The 22,011-nt window shown below is 41.6% G+C and carries 18 protein-coding genes; 14 read left to right on the forward strand and 4 right to left on the reverse strand.

Annotated features, from left to right (window positions below):
* Positions 1-24: 24 nt before the first annotated feature.
* The 10 genes from NSU11_RS04770 (at position 25) to NSU11_RS04815 (ending at position 13,113) form a co-directional block, all read left to right on the forward strand.
* Positions 25-942, forward strand: coding sequence for an AEC family transporter (locus NSU11_RS04770; protein ID WP_024425307.1), 918 nt, complete (start codon positions 25-27; stop codon positions 940-942).
* Positions 943-975: 33 nt separating this feature from the next.
* On the forward strand, positions 976-2,568 hold the full coding sequence (locus NSU11_RS04775; protein WP_341081025.1) for a PucR family transcriptional regulator ligand-binding domain-containing protein: 1,593 nt from the start codon (positions 976-978) through the stop codon (positions 2,566-2,568).
* Between the two features lie 255 nt (positions 2,569-2,823).
* A complete protein-coding gene (locus NSU11_RS04780) occupies positions 2,824-4,164 on the forward strand; it encodes an aspartate aminotransferase family protein (protein ID WP_341081027.1) in 1,341 nt (446 codons plus the stop codon).
* A gap of 159 nt (positions 4,165-4,323) precedes the next feature.
* Positions 4,324-4,881, forward strand: a complete 558-nt coding sequence (locus NSU11_RS04785) for a glycerol-3-phosphate responsive antiterminator (RefSeq protein ID WP_024425304.1) — start codon at positions 4,324-4,326, stop codon at positions 4,879-4,881.
* A gap of 215 nt (positions 4,882-5,096) precedes the next feature.
* Positions 5,097-5,912, forward strand: a complete 816-nt coding sequence (locus NSU11_RS04790) for an MIP/aquaporin family protein (protein WP_024425303.1) — start codon at positions 5,097-5,099, stop codon at positions 5,910-5,912.
* 15 nt (positions 5,913-5,927) lie between these two features.
* Positions 5,928-7,424: a glycerol kinase GlpK gene (gene glpK, locus NSU11_RS04795; RefSeq protein ID WP_073204478.1), complete on the forward strand. Its 1,497-nt coding sequence runs from the start codon at positions 5,928-5,930 to the stop codon at positions 7,422-7,424.
* 139 nt (positions 7,425-7,563) lie between these two features.
* Positions 7,564-9,225, forward strand: coding sequence for a glycerol-3-phosphate dehydrogenase (gene glpD, locus NSU11_RS04800; protein ID WP_024426602.1), 1,662 nt, complete (start codon positions 7,564-7,566; stop codon positions 9,223-9,225).
* A 194-nt stretch (positions 9,226-9,419) separates the two neighbouring features.
* Complete coding sequence (locus NSU11_RS04805; RefSeq protein WP_024425300.1) at positions 9,420-11,165, forward strand: phospho-sugar mutase; 1,746 nt, start codon at positions 9,420-9,422, stop codon at positions 11,163-11,165.
* A gap of 155 nt (positions 11,166-11,320) precedes the next feature.
* On the forward strand, positions 11,321-12,466 hold the full coding sequence (locus tag NSU11_RS04810) for a GAF domain-containing sensor histidine kinase (protein ID WP_024425299.1): 1,146 nt from the start codon (positions 11,321-11,323) through the stop codon (positions 12,464-12,466).
* Positions 12,463-13,113 carry a response regulator transcription factor gene (locus NSU11_RS04815; RefSeq protein WP_024425298.1) on the forward strand — a complete coding sequence of 217 codons (651 nt, stop codon included), beginning with the start codon at positions 12,463-12,465 and terminating at the stop codon, positions 13,111-13,113. The genes NSU11_RS04810 and NSU11_RS04815 overlap by 4 nt, the downstream gene beginning before the upstream one ends.
* 315 nt (positions 13,114-13,428) lie before the next feature.
* Here NSU11_RS04815 and NSU11_RS04820 read toward each other — a convergent pair whose 3' ends face one another.
* A complete protein-coding gene (locus NSU11_RS04820) occupies positions 13,429-13,677 on the reverse strand; it encodes a YhdB family protein (protein ID WP_024425297.1) in 249 nt (82 codons plus the stop codon).
* A gap of 248 nt (positions 13,678-13,925) precedes the next feature.
* On the opposite strand from NSU11_RS04820, the gene NSU11_RS04825 reads away from it, so the two are divergent.
* Positions 13,926-14,189 carry a YqzG/YhdC family protein gene (locus NSU11_RS04825; protein WP_224426432.1) on the forward strand — a complete coding sequence of 88 codons (264 nt, stop codon included), beginning with the start codon at positions 13,926-13,928 and terminating at the stop codon, positions 14,187-14,189.
* 110 nt (positions 14,190-14,299) lie between these two features.
* Here the strand turns inward: NSU11_RS04825 and NSU11_RS04830 are convergent, their stop codons facing one another.
* On the reverse strand, positions 14,300-15,775 hold the full coding sequence (locus tag NSU11_RS04830) for a catalase (RefSeq protein ID WP_024425295.1): 1,476 nt from the start codon (positions 15,773-15,775) through the stop codon (positions 14,300-14,302).
* Positions 15,776-15,934: 159 nt separating this feature from the next.
* Complete coding sequence (locus NSU11_RS04835; protein ID WP_024425294.1) at positions 15,935-16,366, reverse strand: Rrf2 family transcriptional regulator; 432 nt, start codon at positions 16,364-16,366, stop codon at positions 15,935-15,937.
* Positions 16,367-16,549: 183 nt separating this feature from the next.
* Between NSU11_RS04835 and NSU11_RS04840 the strand changes: the two genes are divergently transcribed.
* Both NSU11_RS04840 and NSU11_RS04845 read left to right on the forward strand, forming a co-directional pair.
* Positions 16,550-17,749, forward strand: a complete 1,200-nt coding sequence (locus NSU11_RS04840) for a globin domain-containing protein (protein WP_149125813.1) — start codon at positions 16,550-16,552, stop codon at positions 17,747-17,749.
* A gap of 76 nt (positions 17,750-17,825) precedes the next feature.
* Positions 17,826-19,238, forward strand: coding sequence for a SpoVR family protein (locus NSU11_RS04845; RefSeq protein ID WP_024425292.1), 1,413 nt, complete (start codon positions 17,826-17,828; stop codon positions 19,236-19,238).
* A gap of 47 nt (positions 19,239-19,285) precedes the next feature.
* Here the strand turns inward: NSU11_RS04845 and NSU11_RS04850 are convergent, their stop codons facing one another.
* Positions 19,286-20,650: an alkaline phosphatase gene (locus NSU11_RS04850; protein WP_041109908.1), complete on the reverse strand. Its 1,365-nt coding sequence runs from the start codon at positions 20,648-20,650 to the stop codon at positions 19,286-19,288.
* Positions 20,651-21,003: 353 nt separating this feature from the next.
* Here NSU11_RS04850 and NSU11_RS04855 point away from each other — a divergent pair, with 353 nt between their 5' ends.
* Positions 21,004-21,834: a C40 family peptidase gene (locus tag NSU11_RS04855; protein ID WP_024426592.1), complete on the forward strand. Its 831-nt coding sequence runs from the start codon at positions 21,004-21,006 to the stop codon at positions 21,832-21,834.
* Positions 21,835-22,011: the final 177 nt, after the last annotated feature.

A 22,011-nucleotide genomic window follows, 5' to 3' on the forward strand; every position in this document is an offset into this window, starting at 1 on the left:
CATCTAGAGAAAAGTAGGTGCAGCATGGAGTTTTTACTTGTCTTACTGCCAGTGTTCGGTATTTTCCTTATCGGGTATATTGGGCAGAAGGCTATTGGTTTTGACATACATACGCTCTCATCAATGTCTTTATATTTAATGTCACCATTTCTTGCGTTTGAAACCTTTTATCAAAACAAAGTATCGATGGACTATGTGTACCTATCTATTTTTGTCGTCGGACTTTGTCTTTCACTTGTTTTATGTGTCTTTATTTTATCTCGTATTTATGGTTATTCGAAGGAAATGTATTGTGCCATGATTCTGTCGTCAGCATTTATGAACAATGGGAATTACGGCACGCCTGTTGTCCTGCTTGTCTTCGGAGCAGCAGGTTTAGATATTGCCATCGTCTTAATGGTGCTGCAGCAGCTTGTTATGAGTACGATCGGTATGTATTATGCAGCAAAGGGCGGAGAGGATGCAGGGGATGGGAAGGTCGTGCTGAAAAAAGTGCTGCGTATGCCGGTTGCATATGGGGCACTCCTCGGTCTATTATTTCAGCTGATGGATCTTACACTACCTAAAGAGGTAATGACGGGTGTCCAGCTTGTGGGAGATGCCGCCATACCGACGATTATGCTTATTTTAGGCATGCAGCTCGCCGTCATTTCTTTTAAGCAAGTGGATTATCGCAATATTTCTTATGCTGTATTGCTGAAGCTGTTTATTTCACCACTCATCGCATTTGGCTTTACACTCATTTTACCGGTAGATGATCTAGTGAAACAAATTATGATCTTAGTTGCAGCCATGCCGACAGCAGCAAATACCACGCTCATGGCTGTACAATTTCGAACGAAGCCTGAGTTTGTCTCAAGCACGACATTTCTCAGTACCGTTTTAAGCATCGTGACATTACCAGTTTTATTATGGATTTTATCTATGCACCCTCTGGGATAGGGGATAGACGGCAAAACAAAGGGGGACATATCAATGAATGCAGATGTTCATTTTCAAGTGAGTGATGTGTTGAAAACAAAGTATTTTGCCCATGCAAAAGTGTTAGCAGGAGAAAAGGGATTGTTTCGGCAGGTCAAATGGGTCCATGTGCTAGAAGTACCTGCTGTAGAAGATTTGTTAAATGGGGGAGAGCTCATCCTAACAACAGCCGCAGGCTTTCATGATCAATTGGATGTGTTTCAAGCATTTTTAAAACAGCTGATCGATTCTGGTGCGGCAGGCTTATGTATTGAATTTGTTCCGCTCAGATTCGATGTGCCGGAAGAACTGATTGCGTATGCAGAAGAAAGAGATTTTCCGCTGATTTTGTTTACAAAAGAAGTGAAATTCGTCAACATCACACAGCATCTCCATACGATGATGATTGAACGCCAGTATCAAATGATGGCTGATCTAGAAGCACTATCATCAAAGCTGAATGAGCTTTTGCTGACTCCCCATCCGCAGATGGATATTTTGGATCAAGTGTATCAGCACGTAAGGGGCATTCTTTTACTCATTCCTGTTCAGGGGGAGCCGATTATTTTATGTGATTCCTCCAAACAAACCGAAGAGATGGTCATGAATTATTTACAGTTTGCTTCCTTGCCAAAAGGATACGAAGTGACCAAAAAAGAAGTGCTTGCACTCAAGCAGACATTTGCAGACCTTGTGCTCATTCATCAAACAAACACACTCTCAGAATTCGAACTGCTCGTAATGGATAAAGGGGCAAATGCTCTTGCCCAGCAAACGCTAAGAGAGCTTTATACAGAAGAGCTGAAGAAGACAAAAGAGAACGAATGGCTGCAAAAATGGTTCCAAGAAGAGCATACAGAAAGAGATATTTTAGAGCATCTTGAAGAAACAGAAGGATTGAAAAAGCCAACCGGCTGTGTGGTGATGCTCTTTCAAAAGCATCATCAAATCGAAGAAATCGCAGGAAATCTATATTTTCTCGTATCGTGCCGCTCTATCTTTCAGCGAGCGGGTTTCCATTTGATTCCTTATGAGCATCAAGGACAAACCTTGTTTATTTTATTGAACACGAGAAAGAAGGAGGATTGGAAAGAGCGTGCAGAGAGGGCTGCGAGTGATATCAAACAATTGTATGAGCGCGAGCAGCCCCGCGGAACTGTGATCAATTTTAGCATCGGTCCATATTGTGAACAGTTTCAGCATATGAGAAAAAGCTTTCAAGCAGCCAAAGAAGTGCTGCATTTAAAGAAAGTGATGCCCCAGCGTGTGGAAAGCCCATTTTATCAAGATTTGCATATGCTCCGTCTCATGCCTGTCATGAAGGAAAGCGGACTGCTTGAATGTATGGTGAAAGAGTATTTGGAGCCTGTCATTTTATATGATAAGCAAAATAGCGGAAGACTTTATCAAACGCTGAATATCTTTTTACAGACAAACGGTTCTAAAAAGGAAACTGCAAGCCAGCTCTATATTGTCAGGCAGACGCTTTATCATAGACTAGATAAACTGCAAGCATTGCTTGGCGAGGATATGATGCAGGCACCGAAACGACAGGCGCTTGAATTTGCGATTCTTGCATATGAATTCCTGCAAGGAAATGACCGTTAACGAAGTATGTTAGATTTGCTAAGCATCCGAGTAGAGTGTCTTACGATTCTTTTCAATCAGTTGACGATCTGTCTAATGTAATGGGCCCGGCCCCTTTTTTATAATGAAAGTAATGGTTGGTTCTCTCTTACGGGCGGCCTAGTTTCAGTTTCATATGCCTCCCTTTTCAGCCATATAATGAATAGAGGGGCAATGTGCTGCTGAAGCGGTTTAAGCTTCTTTAATGATGAAAACGGATACATGGGGGTCGGGAAGATGAAAATACATGAGCAGGCTCAAAATCTTCAGGCGAAAGATGATCAGTTGATCTGGCATCATATGAAAGGGACAAACAAGGAAAATGAAAGCATGGTCATTCACAAGGCAGAAGGCGCATGGGTGACTGATATTCATGGGAATCGCTATTTAGACGGGATGTCAGGTCTTTGGTGTGTAAATGCCGGTTATGGCAGAAAAGAGCTTGCAGAAGCGGCATATGAGCAGCTAAATACAATGCCTTACTATCCGCTGACGCAAAGCCATGTGCCAGCGATTCAGCTGGCTGAAAAGCTAAATGAATGGCTTGGCGGGGACTATGTCATCTTCTTTTCTAACAGCGGTTCTGAAGCCAATGAAGCCGCATTTAAGATCGCCAAACAATATCATGCGCAAAAAGGAGAGAGCACAAGAACAAAGTTCATCTCCAGGTATCGGTCGTATCACGGTAATACCGCAGCAGCTCTTGCTGCAACGGGGCAGGCGCAGCGTAAATATAAATATGAACCATTAGGTCAAGGCTTTATCCATGTCGCACCGCCTGATATGTATCGTCATCCTGAGGATCAAGATACATTGGCAAGTGCAGCGGCAATCGATCAAGCCATGACGTGGGAACTAAGTGAGACCATTGCTGGGGTCATTATGGAGCCGATTATTACAGGCGGCGGTATCTTAATGCCTCCGAAAGGGTATTTGAAGAGGGTCAAAGACATCTGTGAGGCTCATGGAGCACTTCTCATTGTGGATGAAGTCATCTGCGGATTTGGCCGGACAGGGAAGCGGTTTGGTTTTATGCATGAGGAAGTAAAGCCGGACATTATCACAATGGCAAAAGGGATCACAAGCGGCTATTTACCTCTTTCTGCAACGTGCGTGAAACGAGAAATCTATGAAGCGTACGCAGGGGAAGATACGTATGACAGGCTGCGCCATGTAAATACATTTGGCGGTCACCCTGCTTCTTGTGCGGTTGCCCTTGCCAACCTAGAGATCATGGAAAACGAGAAATTAGTAGAACGGTCTGACACGCTGGGGCAAGACATGCTTGAACGTTTGCAAGAGTTAAAAGAGCATCCATTTGTCGGCGATGTCAGAGGGAAGGGCCTGCTGTTTGGTATTGAACTTGTTCAGGATCAACAGTCTAAAAAACCGGCTGATCCACAGGTTGTCGGTCAATTGATTGCAGAATGTAAAAAACGCGGACTGATCATCGGGAAAAATGGTGATACGGTTGCCGGCTATAATAACGTTGCCCAGCTTGCACCGCCGCTAAATATAACAAATGAAGACGCCTCATTTATTATCAACACGTTAAAAGAAAGTATGGCACAGTTATAGCAGAGAGCTTTCTCTGCTTTTTTCTATGGGAAAGGCACATACGTTAAGATGCTACTAGGTAAAATCAGCATTGGATACACTAGGTGTATTGAAAAATAGAAGAGATTCTATTACTGTTAGGAGAAGACTGAACCAATACACTTTAGAAGGAGACGGCATATGAGTTTTCATGATCAACCCATTCTACCTGCTGTTCGCAATATGAAGCAATTTGAGGAATTTTTAAAAAGTCCATTTACATATGGGGTCTTACTTGATGTGCATTTAGGCCGGCTAAAGGGCATCATGAATGAGGCAAATGCCCATCATAAAAAAATGTTTGTCCATGTCGATCTCATTCATGGGATCAAACATGATGAGTATGGAACGGAATTTATTTGTCAGGAAATGAAGCCGGCAGGAATTATTTCTACTAGGTCTTCTGTCATAGTAAAAGCCAAGCAAAAAAAGGTATATGCCATTCAGCGAATGTTTTTACTTGATACAAGTGCGATGGAAAAAAGCATGGAGTTCGTAGGAAAACACCGCCCAGATTTTATTGAAGTATTGCCAGGAGTCGTACCGGATTTAATTACAGAAGTGCGCGAGCGAGCTGGGATTCCAATATTTGCAGGCGGGTTTATCCGTACAAAAGAAGACGTAGAAAGAGCGCTTGAAGCAGGAGCTACAGCTGTGACAACATCGAATACAGCCCTTTGGAAAGCGTTCCAAAAGTGAAAAAGATAAAATGTGAAAATTGATTGACAACGTTTTCATCCTCTGATACTATAGCACTAAGTTAATATCATGTGATGGAGAAATGGAGATCCACAACAGCGCTTTACTAGGTGACAAATGACCCTGATGTAAAGTATGTTTGTTGTGGATCTTTTTTCTTTATCTTTTTTTACACATTCATAGGGGATGGCAACTGAACCAGAGGAGGAATTTTCATGACACCATTTTGGGGTGAAGTCGTAGGTACAATGCTTCTCATTATTTTTGGAGGCGGTGTATGTGCGGCAGTCAATTTAAAGAAATCGCTCGCATATCAGTCCGGCTGGATTGTAATCGCTTTCGGATGGGGATTTGCAGTAGCCATAGCAGCTTATGCAACAGGTGGAATCAGCGGAGCACATTTGAATCCAGCACTAACAATTGGGCTTGCGCTAGAAGGAAGTTTTCCTTGGGCTGATGTACCAATGTATATTGCCGGCCAAATGCTTGGCGCATTAATAGGAGCTATTATTGTCTTTTTACATTACTTACCGCACTGGAAAGCAACAGACGATCCAGGTGCAAAGCTGGGTGTATTCTCAACTGGTCCTGCGATTCCGCATACTTTTGCAAACGTACTTAGTGAAGTCATCGGTACATTTGTATTGGTTCTAGGAATCTTAGCGATTGGTGCAAATAAATTCGCAGACGGAATCAATCCGCTGATTGTTGGATTCTTAATTGTCGCAATTGGTCTTTCTTTAGGTGGAACCACTGGTTATGCAATTAATCCTGCACGTGATTTAGGTCCGAGAATTGCACATGCGATTCTGCCGATTCCAGGTAAAGGTCCATCGAATTGGAAGTATGCTTGGGTGCCAGTCGTTGGTCCAATTTTAGGCGGCGCATTTGGCGGTGTTTTCTACAATGCAGCTTTTAAAGCGAACATCACACCAGCCTTTTGGATTGTAAGCGTTATTTTAGTTGTGGTATTGTTAGGACTCTATGTCTCTACGAAAAATCAAACAAATGCTGTAAATGAAAGTATGTAAGGGGAGGAAAACACCATGGCAAAAGAAAAATATATTCTCGCTTTAGATCAAGGGACAACAAGTTCAAGAGCGATCTTATTTGATCAAGAAGGCAAAATTGCACATACAGCTCAGAAGGAATTTAATCAATATTTTCCGAACCCAGGCTGGGTAGAACATAATGCAAATGAAATTTGGAGCTCTGTTCTATCCGTCATTTCAACTGCTTTAATTGAATCAGGCATTGAAGCAGATCAAATCGCCGGTATCGGAATTACGAACCAGCGTGAGACAGCTGTTGTTTGGGATAAACATACAGGCGCACCCGTTTATAATGCAATTGTTTGGCAGTCTAGACAAACGTCTGGCATTTGTGAAGAGTTAAAAGCGGAAGGACACAATGAAACGTTTAGAAATAAAACAGGTCTTCTCATTGATGCTTATTTCTCAGGGACAAAAGTAAAATGGATTTTAGACAATGTAGAAGGTGCTCGTGAGAAAGCAGAAAATGGCGACTTGCTGTTTGGCACAATTGATACATGGCTCATTTGGAAGATGACAGGCGGTCAATCACACGTCACAGATTACTCCAACGCGTCAAGAACGTTAATGTTCAACATTTACGATCTGAAATGGGATGAAGAACTACTTGAGATCCTTGGCGTACCTGCTTCTATGCTTCCAGAGGTGAAACCATCTTCACACATCTATGGTGAAACAACAGACTATCACTTCTTCGGCAGAAATATCCCGATTGCAGGAGCGGCGGGAGACCAGCAGTCTGCACTATTCGGTCAGGCTTGCTTTGAAGAAGGAATGGCGAAGAACACGTATGGCACAGGATGTTTCATGTTGATGAATACAGGGGAAAAAGCAATTAAGTCGGATCATGGTTTATTAACAACAATTGCATGGGGCATTGACGGTAAAGTTGAATATGCTTTAGAAGGAAGTATTTTCGTAGCTGGTTCAGCGATCCAGTGGCTGCGCGATGGACTGAGAATGTTTAAAGACTCAAAAGACAGCGAAGCCTATGCGGAGCGCGTTGAGTCAACAGATGGCGTATATGTCGTTCCAGCATTCGTTGGTCTAGGCACACCATACTGGGACAGTGATGTCAGAGGCGCTGTATTCGGATTAACACGCGGTACTTCTAAAGAGCACTTTGTCCGTGCAACGTTAGAATCACTTGCATATCAAACGAAAGATGTTTTAGATGCGATGGAAAAGGATTCAAACATCTCATTAAAAACTTTGCGTGTGGATGGCGGAGCTGTAAAGAATGATTTCTTAATGGGCTTCCAAAGTGATTTGCTGGATGTACCAGTAGAGCGTCCAGAAATTAATGAAACGACGGCACTCGGTGCGGCCTATCTTGCGGGAATAGCAGTTGGCTTCTGGAACGACCGTTCAGACATTGCAAAACAATGGAACCTTGACAAGCGCTTTGACCCTAAAATGGAAGAGGACAGCCGTGACTCGTTATACAGCGGGTGGAAAAAGGCTGTAAAAGCAGCTCAAGCTTTCAAATAAACCAAAAGTATGGTATACTTCAAGTAAGTTAATAGAACGGTTGGAGAACTGGAGAGACCGCAGGCACCGAAGTGTAGAAATACGCTTTGGGTGTTTGCGGTCTCTTTTTCTTTACCGTACAACATGGGAGGAACAAGAGATGACTTTTTCTAGCTTAGAAAGAGAACAAATGCTGCAGGAAATGACAAAAAAACCATATGATGTGTTTATCATTGGTGGGGGTATAACAGGCGCTGGTACAGCACTTGACGCGGCTTCACGCGGAATGCGTGTCGGTCTTGCAGAAATGCAGGATTTCGCAGCAGGTACGTCCAGCCGCTCAACGAAACTAGTGCACGGCGGACTTCGTTATTTAAAACAATTTGAAGTGAAAATGGTCGCAGAGGTCGGTAAAGAGCGTGCCATTGTATACGAAAATGGTCCTCATGTGACAACGCCAGAATGGATGCTTCTTCCGATGCATAAAGGCGGGACATTTGGTAAGTTTTCAACCTCTATTGGACTTAGAGTGTATGACTTTTTAGCTGGCGTAAAGCATAGCGAACGCAGAAGCATGCTAAGTGCGAAAGAAACACTTGAAAAAGAACCGCTTGTCAAAAAGGACGGCTTAAAAGGCGGCGGCTACTATGTTGAATACCGTACAGATGATGCACGCCTCACAATTGAAGTCATGAAAGAGGCTGTGAAATTCGGAGCGGAAGCGGTCAACTATGCGAAAGTAAAAGAATTTATTTATGATAAAGGCAAAGTGGTTGGTGTTGTCATTGAAGATGTCATGACGCAGAAAACATATGATGTGTATGCGAAGAAGATCGTCAACGCGACAGGTCCATGGGTAGATCAGCTGAGAGACAAGGACCACTCAAAAGAAGGAAAACACTTACAGCATACAAAAGGAATTCACTTAGTATTTGACCAATCGGTCTTCCCATTAAAACAAGCGATTTACTTTGACACGCCTGATAAACGTATGGTCTTTGCCATTCCAAGAGAAGGCAAAACGTACGTTGGAACAACAGATACAGTGTACAAAAAACAGCTGGAACACCCGCGTATGACAAAAGCCGATCGTGACTATGTCATCCAAGCGATTCAGTACATGTTCCCTGACCTCAATATTACAGAAAAAGATGTAGAATCGAACTGGGCCGGTCTTCGTCCGCTCATTCATGAAGAGGGCAAAGACCCTTCAGAAATTTCTCGTAAGGATGAAGTGTGGACATCATCTTCAGGCTTAATCACCATTGCTGGTGGTAAATTAACAGGCTACCGTAAAATGGCTGAGCATATTGTCGATCTAGTACGTGATGGATTGAAACAGGAAACGGGCAAAGATTACGGACCATGTAAAACAAAACATATGCCAATCTCAGGCGGCCATGTAGGCGGATCTAAAAACATGGCAGCCTTTGTTCAAGCGAAAACAGCAGAAGGCGCATCTGTTGGTTTAACAGAACCGATTGCACAAAAACTAGCTGAAAAATATGGTTCAAACGTCAGCAGTGTCTACAAACGAGTAGAGCAGCTTCAAGGGGAAGCAGACAAACGAAACATTCCAGCATATGTGCTGGCAGAGCTTGTCTATGCGATCGAAGAAGAACTAGCTGTAACACCTGTTGATTTCTTTTTAAGAAGAACAGGAAGCCTATTATTTAATATCAACTGGGCAAAAAAATACGCACAGCCTGTTGTTGACTACATGGCAGAGCGTTTTGGCTGGGATGAAGCAGCAAAACAGAAACATCAAACAGAATTAGATCAACTATTCCATGAAGCAGTCGTACCGCTTGATGCTGAATAAAAAGAAGACAAAGGGTTAAAGCAAGATCATTTTAGCCCTTTGTCAACAATCTGAAAGCCGATCATGTATCGGCTTTTTTTATTTGTGCAACATTTTTTCTAACTGCTAATGATATAGCATGACATAAAGGATGATTCCATATAAAATAACAGTAGATGTTATTTTATTGATGATAAGAGCTGGGGAGGACGACCATGAGTTGGAAGACGAATTATGAGCGATGGATCAATGAGAAGCACCTGGATACTGAACTAAAGGAATGGCTGGAGACGCATCAAGATGACCACCAGGCACTTGAAGACTGTTTCTACAAAAACCTTGAGTTCGGCACTGGAGGAATGCGCGGTGAGATTGGTGCAGGCACGAACCGAATGAATGTGTACACTGTTCGTAAAGCATCAGCAGGTCTTGCTGCGTATATTGCGAAACATGGAGAGGATGCAAAAAATAGAGGCGTCGCCATTGCATATGATTCACGCCATAAATCGCCTGAATTTGCGATGGAAGCAGCCAAAACCCTTGCTTCACAAGGCATTCAAACGTATGTATTTGATGAATTGCGTCCGACACCAGAGCTCTCCTTTGCGGTTCGAGAGCTGCATGCATTTGCTGGAATCGTCGTGACAGCAAGTCATAATCCACCAGAATATAATGGCTATAAAGTGTATGGTGAAGATGGCGGGCAGCTGCCTCCATCTGAAGCAGATCAAGTCATTCAAGAAGTAGATGCAATTGAAAATGAACTGTCGATTTCAGTTGATTCTGAAGAAACGTTGAAACAGCAAGGGCTGATCAAAATAATCGGAGAAGAAATCGACCATGCTTATATTGAAAAATTAAAAACCATTAGTGTGCACCCTGAGCTGGCACATGAGGTCGATGTCAAAGTCGTGTTTACTCCGCTTCATGGGACAGCCAATCACCCTGTCAGAAACGGGCTGCATGCTCTTGGATATCAGCATGTCACTGTTGTGCCTGAGCAGGAAAAACCAGATCCACAATTCTCAACAGTGACCTCGCCGAATCCAGAGGAGCATGCCGCATTTGAGTACGCCATCAAGCTTGGCGAAAAACAAAATGCCGATATCCTCATTGCCACAGACCCAGATGCTGACAGGTTAGGCATTGCGGTCAGAGATCACGAAGGTGAATTTATCGTCTTAACAGGTAACCAAACAGGCGCTCTGCTGCTCCATTATTTATTATCTGAAAAACAAAAGCTGGGTCAGCTGCCGCCTCGTCCCGTTGTGATGAAAACCATTGTTACAAGTGAGCTTGGGCGCGCTGTAGCATCAGCTTTTGGTGCCGACACGATAGACACACTCACAGGCTTTAAATTTATTGGAGAAAAAATTAAGCAGTTTGAAAAGAGCGGAGAATACACGTTTCAATTCGGTTATGAAGAGAGCTATGGCTATTTGATCGGTGACTTTGCCCGAGATAAAGATGCGGTGCAAGCGGCACTTTTAGCCGTTGAAGTCGCTGCTTTCTATAAAAAGCAGGGCAAGTCCTTGTACGATGCGCTTGTCGATATTTTCAAGCAGTTTGGATTTTACCGGGAAGGATTAAAGTCGTTAACCTTAAAAGGAAAAGAAGGAGCAGAGCAGATTTCAGCGATCCTTCATACCTTTAGAACAAACCCGCCAGCTGCCATCGCAGGGCAGCGCATCACAGTGATTGAGGATTATCAATCAAGTCAAAGACAACTTGTGGCTGAAAAGAAAGAGGAAACCATTCACCTGCCAGCATCAAATGTGCTGAAATACTTCCTTGAGGATGGTTCATGGTTCTGCTTAAGACCTTCCGGCACTGAGCCTAAAGTGAAATTTTATATTGCAGTCAAAGGCACGTCTTTAACAGATAGTGAAGAAAAGTTAAAGCATTTGTCAGAAGAAGTGATGAAAGTCGTTTATGATATTGTGGAAGAAACAGCGAAATAACGAAAGACAAGGCCGTCGTGTATGAATACATGATGGCTTTTTCTCAGCCAAAAGGATGAGAAGAAATCATTCTTTTGGAGAAAGAGCGACGAGGGGGCTCATGGTATAATGAGCGTAATGAGAAGTGAAGGCTGCAAATGCCGGGGGTAAACAGTATGGGAGAATACCAAGAGAAGGTTGAAACATTAAAAACGTTAAAAGAAATTGCTGAAAAGCTAAATGAAGGCATGGAAATGAAAGAAACGCTCCATGAAGTGCTCCATATGCTGATGGATGTCACAGGCTTTCATTCAGCATGGATTTATTTTATAGAAAAAGACGGGTCATATGAACTGATGGCAGAGGTTTCCTTACCTGAAGCACTTGCAAAGCATCAAAAGCAGCTCATGTGTCAAAATGATTGTTATTGCATCAACCGATATACAAAAGGTTCACTGCAATCAGCCACCAATATTATTAATTGCAAACGGATTGAAACGGCAATAGAAGAAAAGCTTGGGGATACAGAAGGAATTACTCATCATGCGACCGTACCGCTAAAAGCGTGTAAGCGTACGTTCGGCTTATTAAATGTGGCGGCAAAAGGAAAAGTCACGTTTACGCAAGAAGAGCTGAATTTGCTTGAAAGCATTGCACTTCAAATTGGCACCGCCATTCAGCGGATGAAGCTTGTGCAAAATGAACAGCAGCACGCACTTCTGGAAGAAAGAAACCGGCTCGCACAGGACTTGCATGATTCTGTCAACCAAATGCTGTTCTCTGTGAGTCTGACGGCTAAGGCTGCACGGCAAATGACAAGTGATCAGAATTTAGGGGAAATGATTGATTTTATTCAGCATTTGTCACAAGACGCTCTGATTGAAATGCGGTCACTCATTTGGCAGCTGAGACCAAGAGGCCTTGAAAAGGGGTTTACGACAGCAATTGAAGAGTATGCACAGCTTTTAGGATTACGCTGCACTTTATCTTTATCAGGCTGTATAGAAATGGATCATTCTCACAATGAAACTTTGTTTCGGGTATGTCAAGAAGCGCTGAATAACTGTCAAAAACATGCGGAAGTAGAAGAAGTCGAGGTCAAGCTTGAGCAATCAAAAGACACGTTGGAGATGAAAATCATTGACCACGGAAAAGGTTTTCAATATGACGAGCAGATGAGCCTTCCTTCACTTGGGCTGAAAGGGATGTCTGACCGCATCCAAAGAGCAGGTGGTACATTTTGTATCTATTCAGAATTAGGTAAAGGAACCACGATTCATGTAAAAGTGCCATTTTCACAAGAAAGGAAGGGATCGTCATGAGAGTTGTCATTGCAGATGATCATCATATTGTGAGAAAAGGGCTTGTGTTTTTCTTGCAGACACAGTCTGATGTGGACATCGTTGGTGAGGCGTCCAATGGGCAAGAGGCATTAGAGGTTGTCAGAGAAACCCGGCCTGACATTGTCTTAATGGATTTGTCTATGCCTGTCATGAATGGCATTGAGGCAACGAAACAAATGACGCTGGAAATGCCGGACTCCCGCATTGTGATCCTGACAAGCTATGCGGATAAAGATTATGTCATTCCCGCCATTCAGGCAGGGGCGAAGGCCTATCAATTAAAGGATGTAGCACCAGAAAAGCTGCTTTCGACCATGATTGAAGTGCAAAATGGCACCTATCAGTTAGATGGTCATATCACGACCTTTCTTGTGCAGCATCTGACAGAGCCAAAAGAGCAGAAATGGGCATTGATGAAAGAGCTCACCAATAGAGAGCGAGATGTCTTATTTGAGATTGCAAAAGGCAAAAGCAACAAAGAAATTGCCTCATCGCTGTTTATTTCTGAAAAGACTGTCAAAACGCACGTATCCCATGTATTATCAAAATTAGAGCTGGCAGATCGAACCCAAGCGGCTCTGTATGCAGTGGATTATCAAAAAAATCAGCCAAAAGAGCTGCTATGACAGACTAAAACTTTTAAGCGCACATTCAATTCAGTGAATTGAATAAAAAAGAGCACAGATGTTGGTTATTTGACGTGCCCTTTTGCGTAAAAAGAGAAGCATGAACAGCCTAATTTCTAATAGAAAAACAAAAAAAAGACTTGATGAGAGTATGCTCATCAAGTCTTTTTTTATTTTAAAGGAGGTGATGAGATCCATACATTATCTCTAACGCTTCCGTCTATTTCATATCAGCCACTTTATGTTCCCAGCACTGCGCACTGCTAATTGTATGGAAAAGGGAAGGGCTAAAAAATTCATTTTAGCCCTTTTTCTTTATGTGTACATCGGTTGTGAATAAACTTCAGCAGCAGCAGCTTCTGAAGCATGGTCAATGTACTGCAGGAGCCCATATAAACATTTTTCAACATCTGCATCGTTCCGGTTAAATTGATACGCATGTAAGAAATGCTCAATACGTTTCGAGAGCAAATCATCTTGCGTACGTACCATAAGAATAAGTAAATTATCCCATTGCGAGCGATGCGTATAATAAAGTGCTTTATCATAATCCGCCACATTCATTAAACCTTCTCCTTTCCCTTGAGAAGTCCTCATTAGTTTGCTCGGATCATATCGACTTTTTCAGGGGAAAAGTTGGTGTCCGCATCAATCGTGTACCGGGAATTATAGGCTGAATAATTGCTTCATGTATGAAAAAGGACCGGCCAGCTAAACCTAAACAAAACATATATGAAAGTGAGATCAATGATATCATGCAGCCGAAATGGTGGATGCTTATTGCAGCAGGAATCGTTTTGCTTGGCAGTTTGATGATTCATCCTGCATCAAAAGCAGCGGTGCAGCCGTTTGAAAATTGGGAAAGACTTGCGTACACAGCGTTTAAAGATGAATATAAAGGTGCCGCTTTAAATGATTATCATTACATTGGCCGGACAGAAGTGAATGATGAGCAGACAAAAGATGTGTTTCGCGTCACTGTAAAGGAAGGATCAACTCGCTTTGCCGCACATGCAGAAATTTATTTTCATCCGGTGACCGGTCATTTGATTAGTATTAACGTGTTTCGATTATAAAAAAGCCCCTTTTTTTGTAAAGGGTGCTTGAGGCGTTCAGTCAAAAAAGACAAAGGGCTAAAATAAAGATCATTTTAGCCCTTTGTCCAACAATTTTTTTCGAAATGGAATTACTTCATGCTACCTTGAAGATAAGCGCGAATATCCACACCAAGTGAATCCGCTAATCGCTGGCCGTAATCTTCATCGGCACGATAGAAGTTGCAGATTGCAAGTAATTTTGTTTGGTCATTCACATCTTTCAAATCAGCTGTTAGGTTTTTAATCAATGCTTGTTTCTCTTCTTCAGAGTAGCTTCGATATTTTTCTCCAGCTTGTTTGAAATCGTTCGGTTTTTCAATTTTTTGTCTCACCATACGGTCACCGTGAAGAACTGGCTCACTTTCTTTGTAGTGAGGGTTTTCTTTTGGCTGATCGGCATAACGGTTTGGTTCATAGTTAATATGACCGCTTGGACGAGTCGTTGTCATAAAGCCATCCTGCTGGTTATTGTGTACAGGTGCATAAGGGCAGTTAACCGGAATGCGCATGTAGTTCGCACCAAGACGGTGGCGCTGCGTATCAGGATATGAGAACAGACGGCCTTGAAGCAGTTTATCTTCAGATGCCTCAATTCCTGGAACAAATGCACTTGGCGTGAAAGCAGACTGTTCTGTTTCAGCAAAGAAATTCTCAGGATTGCGGTTGAGTGTCATGCGTCCTACTTTTTGAAGCGGGTAATCTTCCTCGCTCCACGTTTTTGTTGGGTCACATGGATCATAATCAAGGTCATCATAATCGCTAAGCGGCATAAGCTGAACATATAAGTCCCATGCTGGGAAGTTGCCTTTTTCAATGCGGTCATATAAATCTCTTGTCGCATGCTGGAAATCGTTTGCTTGAATTTCCGCTGCTTCTTCCATAGATAAGTTGCGAATACCTTCAGAAGGTCTCCAGTGATATTTCACATATTTTGCTTCGCCGTATTTGTTCACCCATCTAAATGTATGCACACCAGAACCGCGCATTTCAGCGTAGCTTGCAGGGATTCCTTCGTCAGAGAAAAGCCATGTGAGCATATGAGTGGATTCAGGCGTTAAGGTCATAAAATCCCAATAACGGTCAGGATCTTGAATATTGGTTACAGGATCTGGCTTGAGAGAGTGAACCATATCAGGGAATTTCAATGCATCACGAATAAAGAAGATCGGCAAGTTGTTACCAACGAGATCATAGTTGCCTTCTTCTGTATAAAATTTGACAGCAAATCCGCGCGGGTCACGCAATGTTTCAGGTGAACCTTTCGGATGAATAACGGTAGAGAAGCGAACAAAAACGTCTGTTTGTTTTCCTTCTTCACTTAAGAAAGCTGCTTTTGTATGTTTCTCCATGCTGTTTTCTACTTCAAACACACCGTAAGCGCCGGCGCCTCTTGCATGAACGACGCGCTCTGGAATACGTTCACGGTCAAAGTGTGCGAGTTTTTCAATCAAATGGTAATCATCAAGAAAGGTAGGTCCGCGGTGACCAGCTGTTCTTGAGTTTTGGTTATCGCCAACAGGCACGCCTTGGTTCGTTGTCAAATTTTTATGATTTGAATTTGTCATTCTATTCTCCTCCTGTAAACAAAAAAGTGTTTTCTAGCAATCTATATACCCTAATTATATTGAATCAAACATGATAGTCAATATTTATTTATAATAATTTTAAATAAATTATTATTACAAGAAGGTAAAGAAAAAGACGAAAGAATAAATTCTTTCGCCTTAAAGCAGGAGCTCTCTAAGAGCATCTTTGTTTTGTGTTAAATCGTTTAGTGTGTATCGGTCTAGAACGCTTAAATAAGCAGTGAGTGCTTCATGAAGTACATGCTTTAATGAACAAATTGGGGAGATGATGCAGCTGTTTTTCTTTGGATCAAAGCATTCAACCATGACTAAATCATCCTCTGTATAACGGACAACCTCTCCAATATTAATGCTTTCTGGGCTTTTTCCAAGCCTGATCCCGCCATTTCTTCCGCGAATTGTTTCCACATACCCGCGTTTTCCAAGATGATAAATCACCTTCGTCAGATGATTTTTAGAAATGCCATAAACATCGGCGATCTGCTGAATATTTGACAGTTCATTATTTTCTCTCGAAGCTAAATAAATGAGTACCCTTAATGAGAAATCTGTGTAATTCGTAAGTTTCATTTTGACGACCTCTAAACCTAATAGAGTTTTGTATCATCGTAACACATTTTAGACAAAAACTGTTCGAGAAAGTGTAAAATGTGACAACATTTAAAACATGTATTATAAATATTGCTTTTAGAGACTGTCATCTATTACGATAAAGATGTATTTAAAATACTTCTTTTGAAAGAAGGAATGACGATGTTATCTAAAGATCAAATGAATGCAATAAAGCAATCAGCTCCTCTACTAAAAGCCGAGGGAACCAAGCTTGTCACTGTTTTTTATCAAAATATGATTCGCCAGCACCCGGAGCTGCTCAATCAATTTAATAAAACAAATCTGATGAACGGAAGTCAGCCAGAGGCACTTGCTGCGACACTATATCAAGCTGCACTGCACATTGATCGGTTAGAGGAATTACTTCCTGCGGTCAAACAAATTGCCCATAAGCATGTCAGTGTCATGGTCAAAAAAGAACAATACCCAATTGTCGGATATCACCTGATTGAAGCGATGAAAGAGGTGTTTGGCTTAAGAGAAGAAAATGCCACTTTATTAGCTTGGAAAGCTGCATATGACATCATTGCGAATATTTTCATGACCATAGAAGCAGAAATGATGGATGAAAATGTGAAACAGACAGGCGGATGGGCAGATGTGAAGCCGTTTGTGATTAAGAAAAAGAAGCAAGAATCTCCATCGCTTATCTCTTTTTATTTAGTACCAGAAGATGAATCAGAGCTGCCAATGTATAAAGCAGGCCAATACATTACGGTTCAGGCAGATATGCCAGGAGAAGCCTATATGTGCAGCAGACAATACAGCTTATCAGACGAGCATCATCCATCTTATTACCGTATTACAGTGAAGCGTGACGGTCATGTGTCTACATTTTTGCATGATGAAATGGAAGAAGGGGACGTTCTTCAAGTGAGTATGCCGCAGGGAATGTTCTGTTTGCAAGATGACATAAAAGAGCCTGTTTATTTCATCAGTGCTGGGTCTGGTGTCACACCAATGATTGGTTTAGTGAAAACTGCCGCACAAAACAGCCAGACATTCACGATGATTCATGCAGATCGATTAGAGGATGTAAACGCTTTTGAAAATGAGTTTGAACGCGTTCTAGCTTCAGCTTCCTATGGACGCATCATCCTATGTAACGAACAATTTGCGCAGTCTGGAAAGGGTGAACTTGTTGAGAAAGCGGCTTCCCGCATTGACCGTCCATTTCTTCAATCGGTGATCGGAGAAGGGAAAGGCCAATTCTATCTATGCGGTTCCCCGGTGTTTACACAGGAGATCATTCATCATCTAAAAGAGCTGGGAATTCCAGCACACCATATTCATTTCGAAGCATTCGGCGGGCAATCCACGAAAGAAATAGAAGTCGTCTAAACGATTGGCGGAACATCATGTTTTTTTACATACGCTCATATAGTAGGGATAAGTCCGATGAGGAGGGATGGTTTCCTTGAGCGTATCTGAAAAACGTCTTTTACAAAGAGCGATTGATGAAATTACAGAAATTGCAGAAGGATTTGGTCTAGATTTTTATCCGATGAGGTATGAAATCTGTCCCGCGGAAATTATTTATACGTTCGGTGCATATGGAATGCCAACACGATTCAGCCACTGGAGCTTTGGGAAGCAATTTCATAAAATGAAGCTTCATTATGATTTAGGGTTAAGTAAAATTTATGAACTTGTCATCAATTCAAATCCTTGCTACGCCTTTCTACTTGATAACAATACGCTTGTTCAAAATAAATTAATTGTGGCTCATGTATTGGCACACTGTGATTTCTTCAAAAATAATTGCCGTTTCCAAAACACAAAACGAGATATGGTCGAAAGTATGTCAGCAGCGGCAGAGCGGATCAAAGAATATGAGCATATCCATGGAACAAAAGAAGTCGAGTCCTTTTTAGATGCCGTATTGGCTATCCAAGAGCATATTGATCCGTCTCTTGTTCGATCAAAATTAAGCTGGAATATGGACGATGAAGAAAGTGAAGATGATAAACCAAAACGTCAAACGCCATATGATGATTTGTGGGGAATGGATGAGCCGAAAACGCGTGAGAAAAAGAAAACCGTTAAGCAGTTTCCGCCAAAGCCGGAAAAGGATCTTTTACTCTTTATTGAGGCGCATTCCCGCGAGCTGGAGCCGTGGCAGCGGGATGTCCTTACCATGCTGAGAGAAGAAATGCTCTATTTTTGGCCGCAGCTGGAAACAAAGATTATGAATGAAGGCTGGGCATCGTATTGGCACCAGCGGATTATGCGGGAGCTTGATTTGGATTCAAGTGAATCGATAGAGTTTGCGAAATTAAATGCAGGTGTGGTGCAGCCATCTAAAACAGGCATCAATCCTTACTATTTAGGGCTGAAGATTTTTGAAGATATCGAAGAGCGCTATAACAACCCGTGTGAAGAATTAAAAAAAGCAGGGGTCACAGAAGGATCTGGCCGCAGTAAAATGTTTGAAGTCAGAGAAATTGAGTCAGATATTTCCTTTATTCGAAACTACTTAACGAAAGACCTTGTGATGAGAGAAGATTTGTACTTGTTTCAAAAGCAGGGGAGAGACTATAAAGTCATTGATAAAGAATGGAAGGCGGTTCGTGATCAGTTAGTCAGTATGAGAGTGAATGGCGGCTTTCCGTATTTGACCGTGATCGATGGCGACTATTTAAAAAATAACGAACTTTATATCAAGCATTGGTATGAAGGCATTGAACTTGATCTGAAATACTTAGAAAAAGTCCTTCCGTATTTATATCAGCTGTGGGGAAGAAGTGTGCATATCGAGTCCGTTCTTGAAGGAAAAGAAGTGATGTTTTCTTATGATGGAAAAGGGGTTCATAGGAAATATCTTGCATGAAAAAGACCAAAAAAGATGTCTCTTAGCAGACATCTTTTTTGTCCATTTTATTGGTTTTTCAGCAGTTTGAAAATGTGTTTTGCTTGATCGGTATTTTCCATTAGACCTTTTAGCTGCTGGCTTGTTGGACCATACGCAAAGAATGGAACTTCATCACCGGTATGACCAGATGTTGTCCAGCCTGTATGTGATCTTGTATTGATCACTTCTTCAATCGCATCATCAATTTTAACAGTATCCTTTGTTTCAGCGGCCTTTTGAATAGATGCTATTTCTTCTTTTGTGAAATCAAGATTGATATATTGTTTCAGGGCTGATTCGACAGGCATGCCGCTGACAATTTTGTTTGCGATAAAGTCAGGCGTTTTTTTCGCTGCTTTTACCGGTTTGTAATCCCAGCTCCCTGAACCGTCTGCTCCGAAGGAAAGTCCGCCAGTTGAATGATCCGCGGTCGTGATGACTAACGTGTTTTTATCCTTTTTCGCAAAACGAATCGCTTCTTCAAATGCTTTTTCAAAATCCTTCATTTCGCTCATCGCACTGACAATATCATGATCATGTCCAGCCCAGTCAATTTGACTGCCTTCGACCATAAGGAAAAATCCTTTTTTGTTTTTAGACAGCTGTTTGATGGCTGAGGATGTCATGTCTTGCAGGGAAGGGGTCGTTTGATCACGATCAATGGCTTTATCGAGACCTCCATCGGCAAAAATGCCTAACACTTTTTCATTTTTGTTTTTTTGTAAGGCGGCTTTATTGGTGACATAATCATAACCGGCTTGTCTGAATTCATTCGTCAGATCACGATCCTTTCGGACAAAGTCGACAAGTCCTCCGCCAAGCATGACATCGACTGTATGCTGTTTTCCGATTTTCTCATCGAAGAAATCATCAGCGATGGCTGCAGTGTTTTTCCTAGACACATCGTGAGCGGCATACGCAGCAGGCGTAGCATTTGTTAATTCAGATGTCACGACAAGACCCGTCGATTTTCCTTTTCGTTTGGCTTCTTCTAAAACGGTTTTTAGTTTTTTGCCGTTTTTGTTTACACCAATGGCATTGTTGTATGTCTTTTTACCAGTTGCCATGGCTGTACCAGCTGCTGCTGAATCGGTAATGTTATTTTTAGAGTCGTCAGGGTATGTTTTGTGCATGCCAGTGAGGTAAGGGTCAAACGCTGTTTGCTTTGAAAGGTCACCGTTGTGTTTAAATGAGCGGTAAGTTGAAAGATAGGGTGTTCCCATGCCATCTCCAATCAGCACGATCACATTTTGCACGTCATTTTTCGGCTTCTTTTTAGCCTCAGCTTTGTCAGCTTGTCCAAATTCAATCCCTGAAAAAATGCCAATCGATAGCACAGATGCTGCTGCCACTGCAGCGATTTTCGTTTTCGAGCTTTTCAACACACTCATTCATTTTGCCTCCTCATTGTTTATGTATCGCTCTTACGTTTACAATGGTAGAGCAGAAGTGTGGATTCCTTTTTACAGCACCGTAAAGTTCACTTTAAAATTGTAAAGGTCCACTTTACATAGAATGAACCAAAAAGAGAAATGAATGTATCATTTATCCATGACAAGATGCGATTATTTTGTCATGATTGTGTAATAAAAATGAAATAAAAAGAACCCTAAAAAAAAATAAATTTTGCCGAATTAATAAGCATAATGTCGTAGGAAGTCAAGACTATTTCTTCTGGTATTTGATCCTTATAATAGGGAGTAGATAAAAATTCGGATCAGATAGATACATACAGGAGGAACAAATGAAAAAACAATTGATCACAGCTGCAAGTGCAGTTCTACTTGGGACGACATTATTTGCCGGAGCTGCCTCAGCACAATCAGTAAAAGTTCAAAAAGGTGACTCTCTTTCTGTTCTAGCGAAAAGATACAAAACAAGCGTGAGCAAAATTAAATCAGACAATAAGCTGAAATCTAACGTGATTTATGTTGGACAAACCTTAAAAGTGAATGGCACTTCTTCGAAAAAAGCAGTGAAGACATCAAAAACAACAACAAAAGTAAAAACGGCTTCAGCAACTGCCACTCATAAAGTTGTCAAAGGTGATACATTATCTAAGATTGGCAAAAAATATGGGATGACTGTGAAAGAGTTGAAATCGTTAAATAAACTTAAAACAGACCTCATTAAAATCGGGCAAAAGCTAAAGGTGAAAAAGACGTCTAAAGTAAAGACGAAACCTGTGAAAGAAAAAACAGTTTCTACTTCTTCCTTAAACACGTCTAAGCTCATAGCAGATGCTAAAGCGCAAAACGGTACTCCATATAGATGGGGTGGAACGACACCGAAGGGCTTTGATTGCAGCGGATTTATGTGGTATATCATTAACAAACAAAAAAAGATTTCAAGACAAACAACTGAAGGTTTCTGGGGATCGATGAAAAGTGTATCCAAACCAAAGGCTGGAGATTTTGTCTTCTTTACAACGTATAAATCAGGTCCATCTCACATGGGTGTCTACCTTGGAAACAATAAGTTTATCCATGCTGCTTCTGACGGTGTAACGATCAGTGATATGACATCAAGCTATTGGAAGCCTATTTATCTTGGAGCGAAAACATTTGTAAACTAATTCATTTTAAGAGACTGCTATGAAGCAGTCTCTTTTTTCATATATCATTTATGCCGCAGAAACTGGTCTTTTTCTCATAGATCACTATCAGTCTAAAGGCTTTAAAATAACATAATTGTGGACCCGCTTTTAAAAAAAGGGTCTTATTTTTGTTGAATAATAAGTATATGAAAAAAA

It is taken from the genome of Bacillus sp. FSL R5-0712 (assembly GCF_038593285.1).
Lineage (GTDB): Bacteria > Bacillota > Bacilli > Bacillales > Bacillaceae > Bacillus > Bacillus safensis.

Excerpts from the sequence above, each read along its gene's own strand:
- NSU11_RS04810 (WP_024425299.1), top strand. The coding sequence starts at position 11,321 with ATGGGAGAATACCAAGAGAAGGTTGAAACATTAAAAACGTTAAAAGAA.
- NSU11_RS04825 (WP_224426432.1), top strand. The coding sequence starts at position 13,926 with ATGATTCATCCTGCATCAAAAGCAGCGGTGCAGCCGTTTGAAAATTGG.
- NSU11_RS04805 (WP_024425300.1), top strand. The coding sequence starts at position 9,420 with ATGAGTTGGAAGACGAATTATGAGCGATGGATCAATGAGAAGCACCTG.
- NSU11_RS04780 (WP_341081027.1), top strand. The coding sequence starts at position 2,824 with ATGAAAATACATGAGCAGGCTCAAAATCTTCAGGCGAAAGATGATCAG.
- NSU11_RS04790 (WP_024425303.1), top strand. The coding sequence starts at position 5,097 with ATGACACCATTTTGGGGTGAAGTCGTAGGTACAATGCTTCTCATTATT.
- NSU11_RS04830 (WP_024425295.1), bottom strand. The coding sequence starts at position 15,775 with ATGACAAATTCAAATCATAAAAATTTGACAACGAACCAAGGCGTGCCT.
- NSU11_RS04835 (WP_024425294.1), bottom strand. The coding sequence starts at position 16,366 with ATGAAACTTACGAATTACACAGATTTCTCATTAAGGGTACTCATTTAT.
- NSU11_RS04775 (WP_341081025.1), top strand. The coding sequence starts at position 976 with ATGAATGCAGATGTTCATTTTCAAGTGAGTGATGTGTTGAAAACAAAG.
- NSU11_RS04785 (WP_024425304.1), top strand. The coding sequence starts at position 4,324 with ATGAGTTTTCATGATCAACCCATTCTACCTGCTGTTCGCAATATGAAG.
- NSU11_RS04855 (WP_024426592.1), top strand. The coding sequence starts at position 21,004 with ATGAAAAAACAATTGATCACAGCTGCAAGTGCAGTTCTACTTGGGACG.
- glpD (WP_024426602.1), top strand. The coding sequence starts at position 7,564 with ATGACTTTTTCTAGCTTAGAAAGAGAACAAATGCTGCAGGAAATGACA.
- NSU11_RS04770 (WP_024425307.1), top strand. The coding sequence starts at position 25 with ATGGAGTTTTTACTTGTCTTACTGCCAGTGTTCGGTATTTTCCTTATC.
- glpK (WP_073204478.1), top strand. The coding sequence starts at position 5,928 with ATGGCAAAAGAAAAATATATTCTCGCTTTAGATCAAGGGACAACAAGT.
- NSU11_RS04815 (WP_024425298.1), top strand. The coding sequence starts at position 12,463 with ATGAGAGTTGTCATTGCAGATGATCATCATATTGTGAGAAAAGGGCTT.
- NSU11_RS04850 (WP_041109908.1), bottom strand. The coding sequence starts at position 20,650 with ATGAGTGTGTTGAAAAGCTCGAAAACGAAAATCGCTGCAGTGGCAGCA.
- NSU11_RS04840 (WP_149125813.1), top strand. The coding sequence starts at position 16,550 with ATGTTATCTAAAGATCAAATGAATGCAATAAAGCAATCAGCTCCTCTA.
- NSU11_RS04820 (WP_024425297.1), bottom strand. The coding sequence starts at position 13,677 with ATGAATGTGGCGGATTATGATAAAGCACTTTATTATACGCATCGCTCG.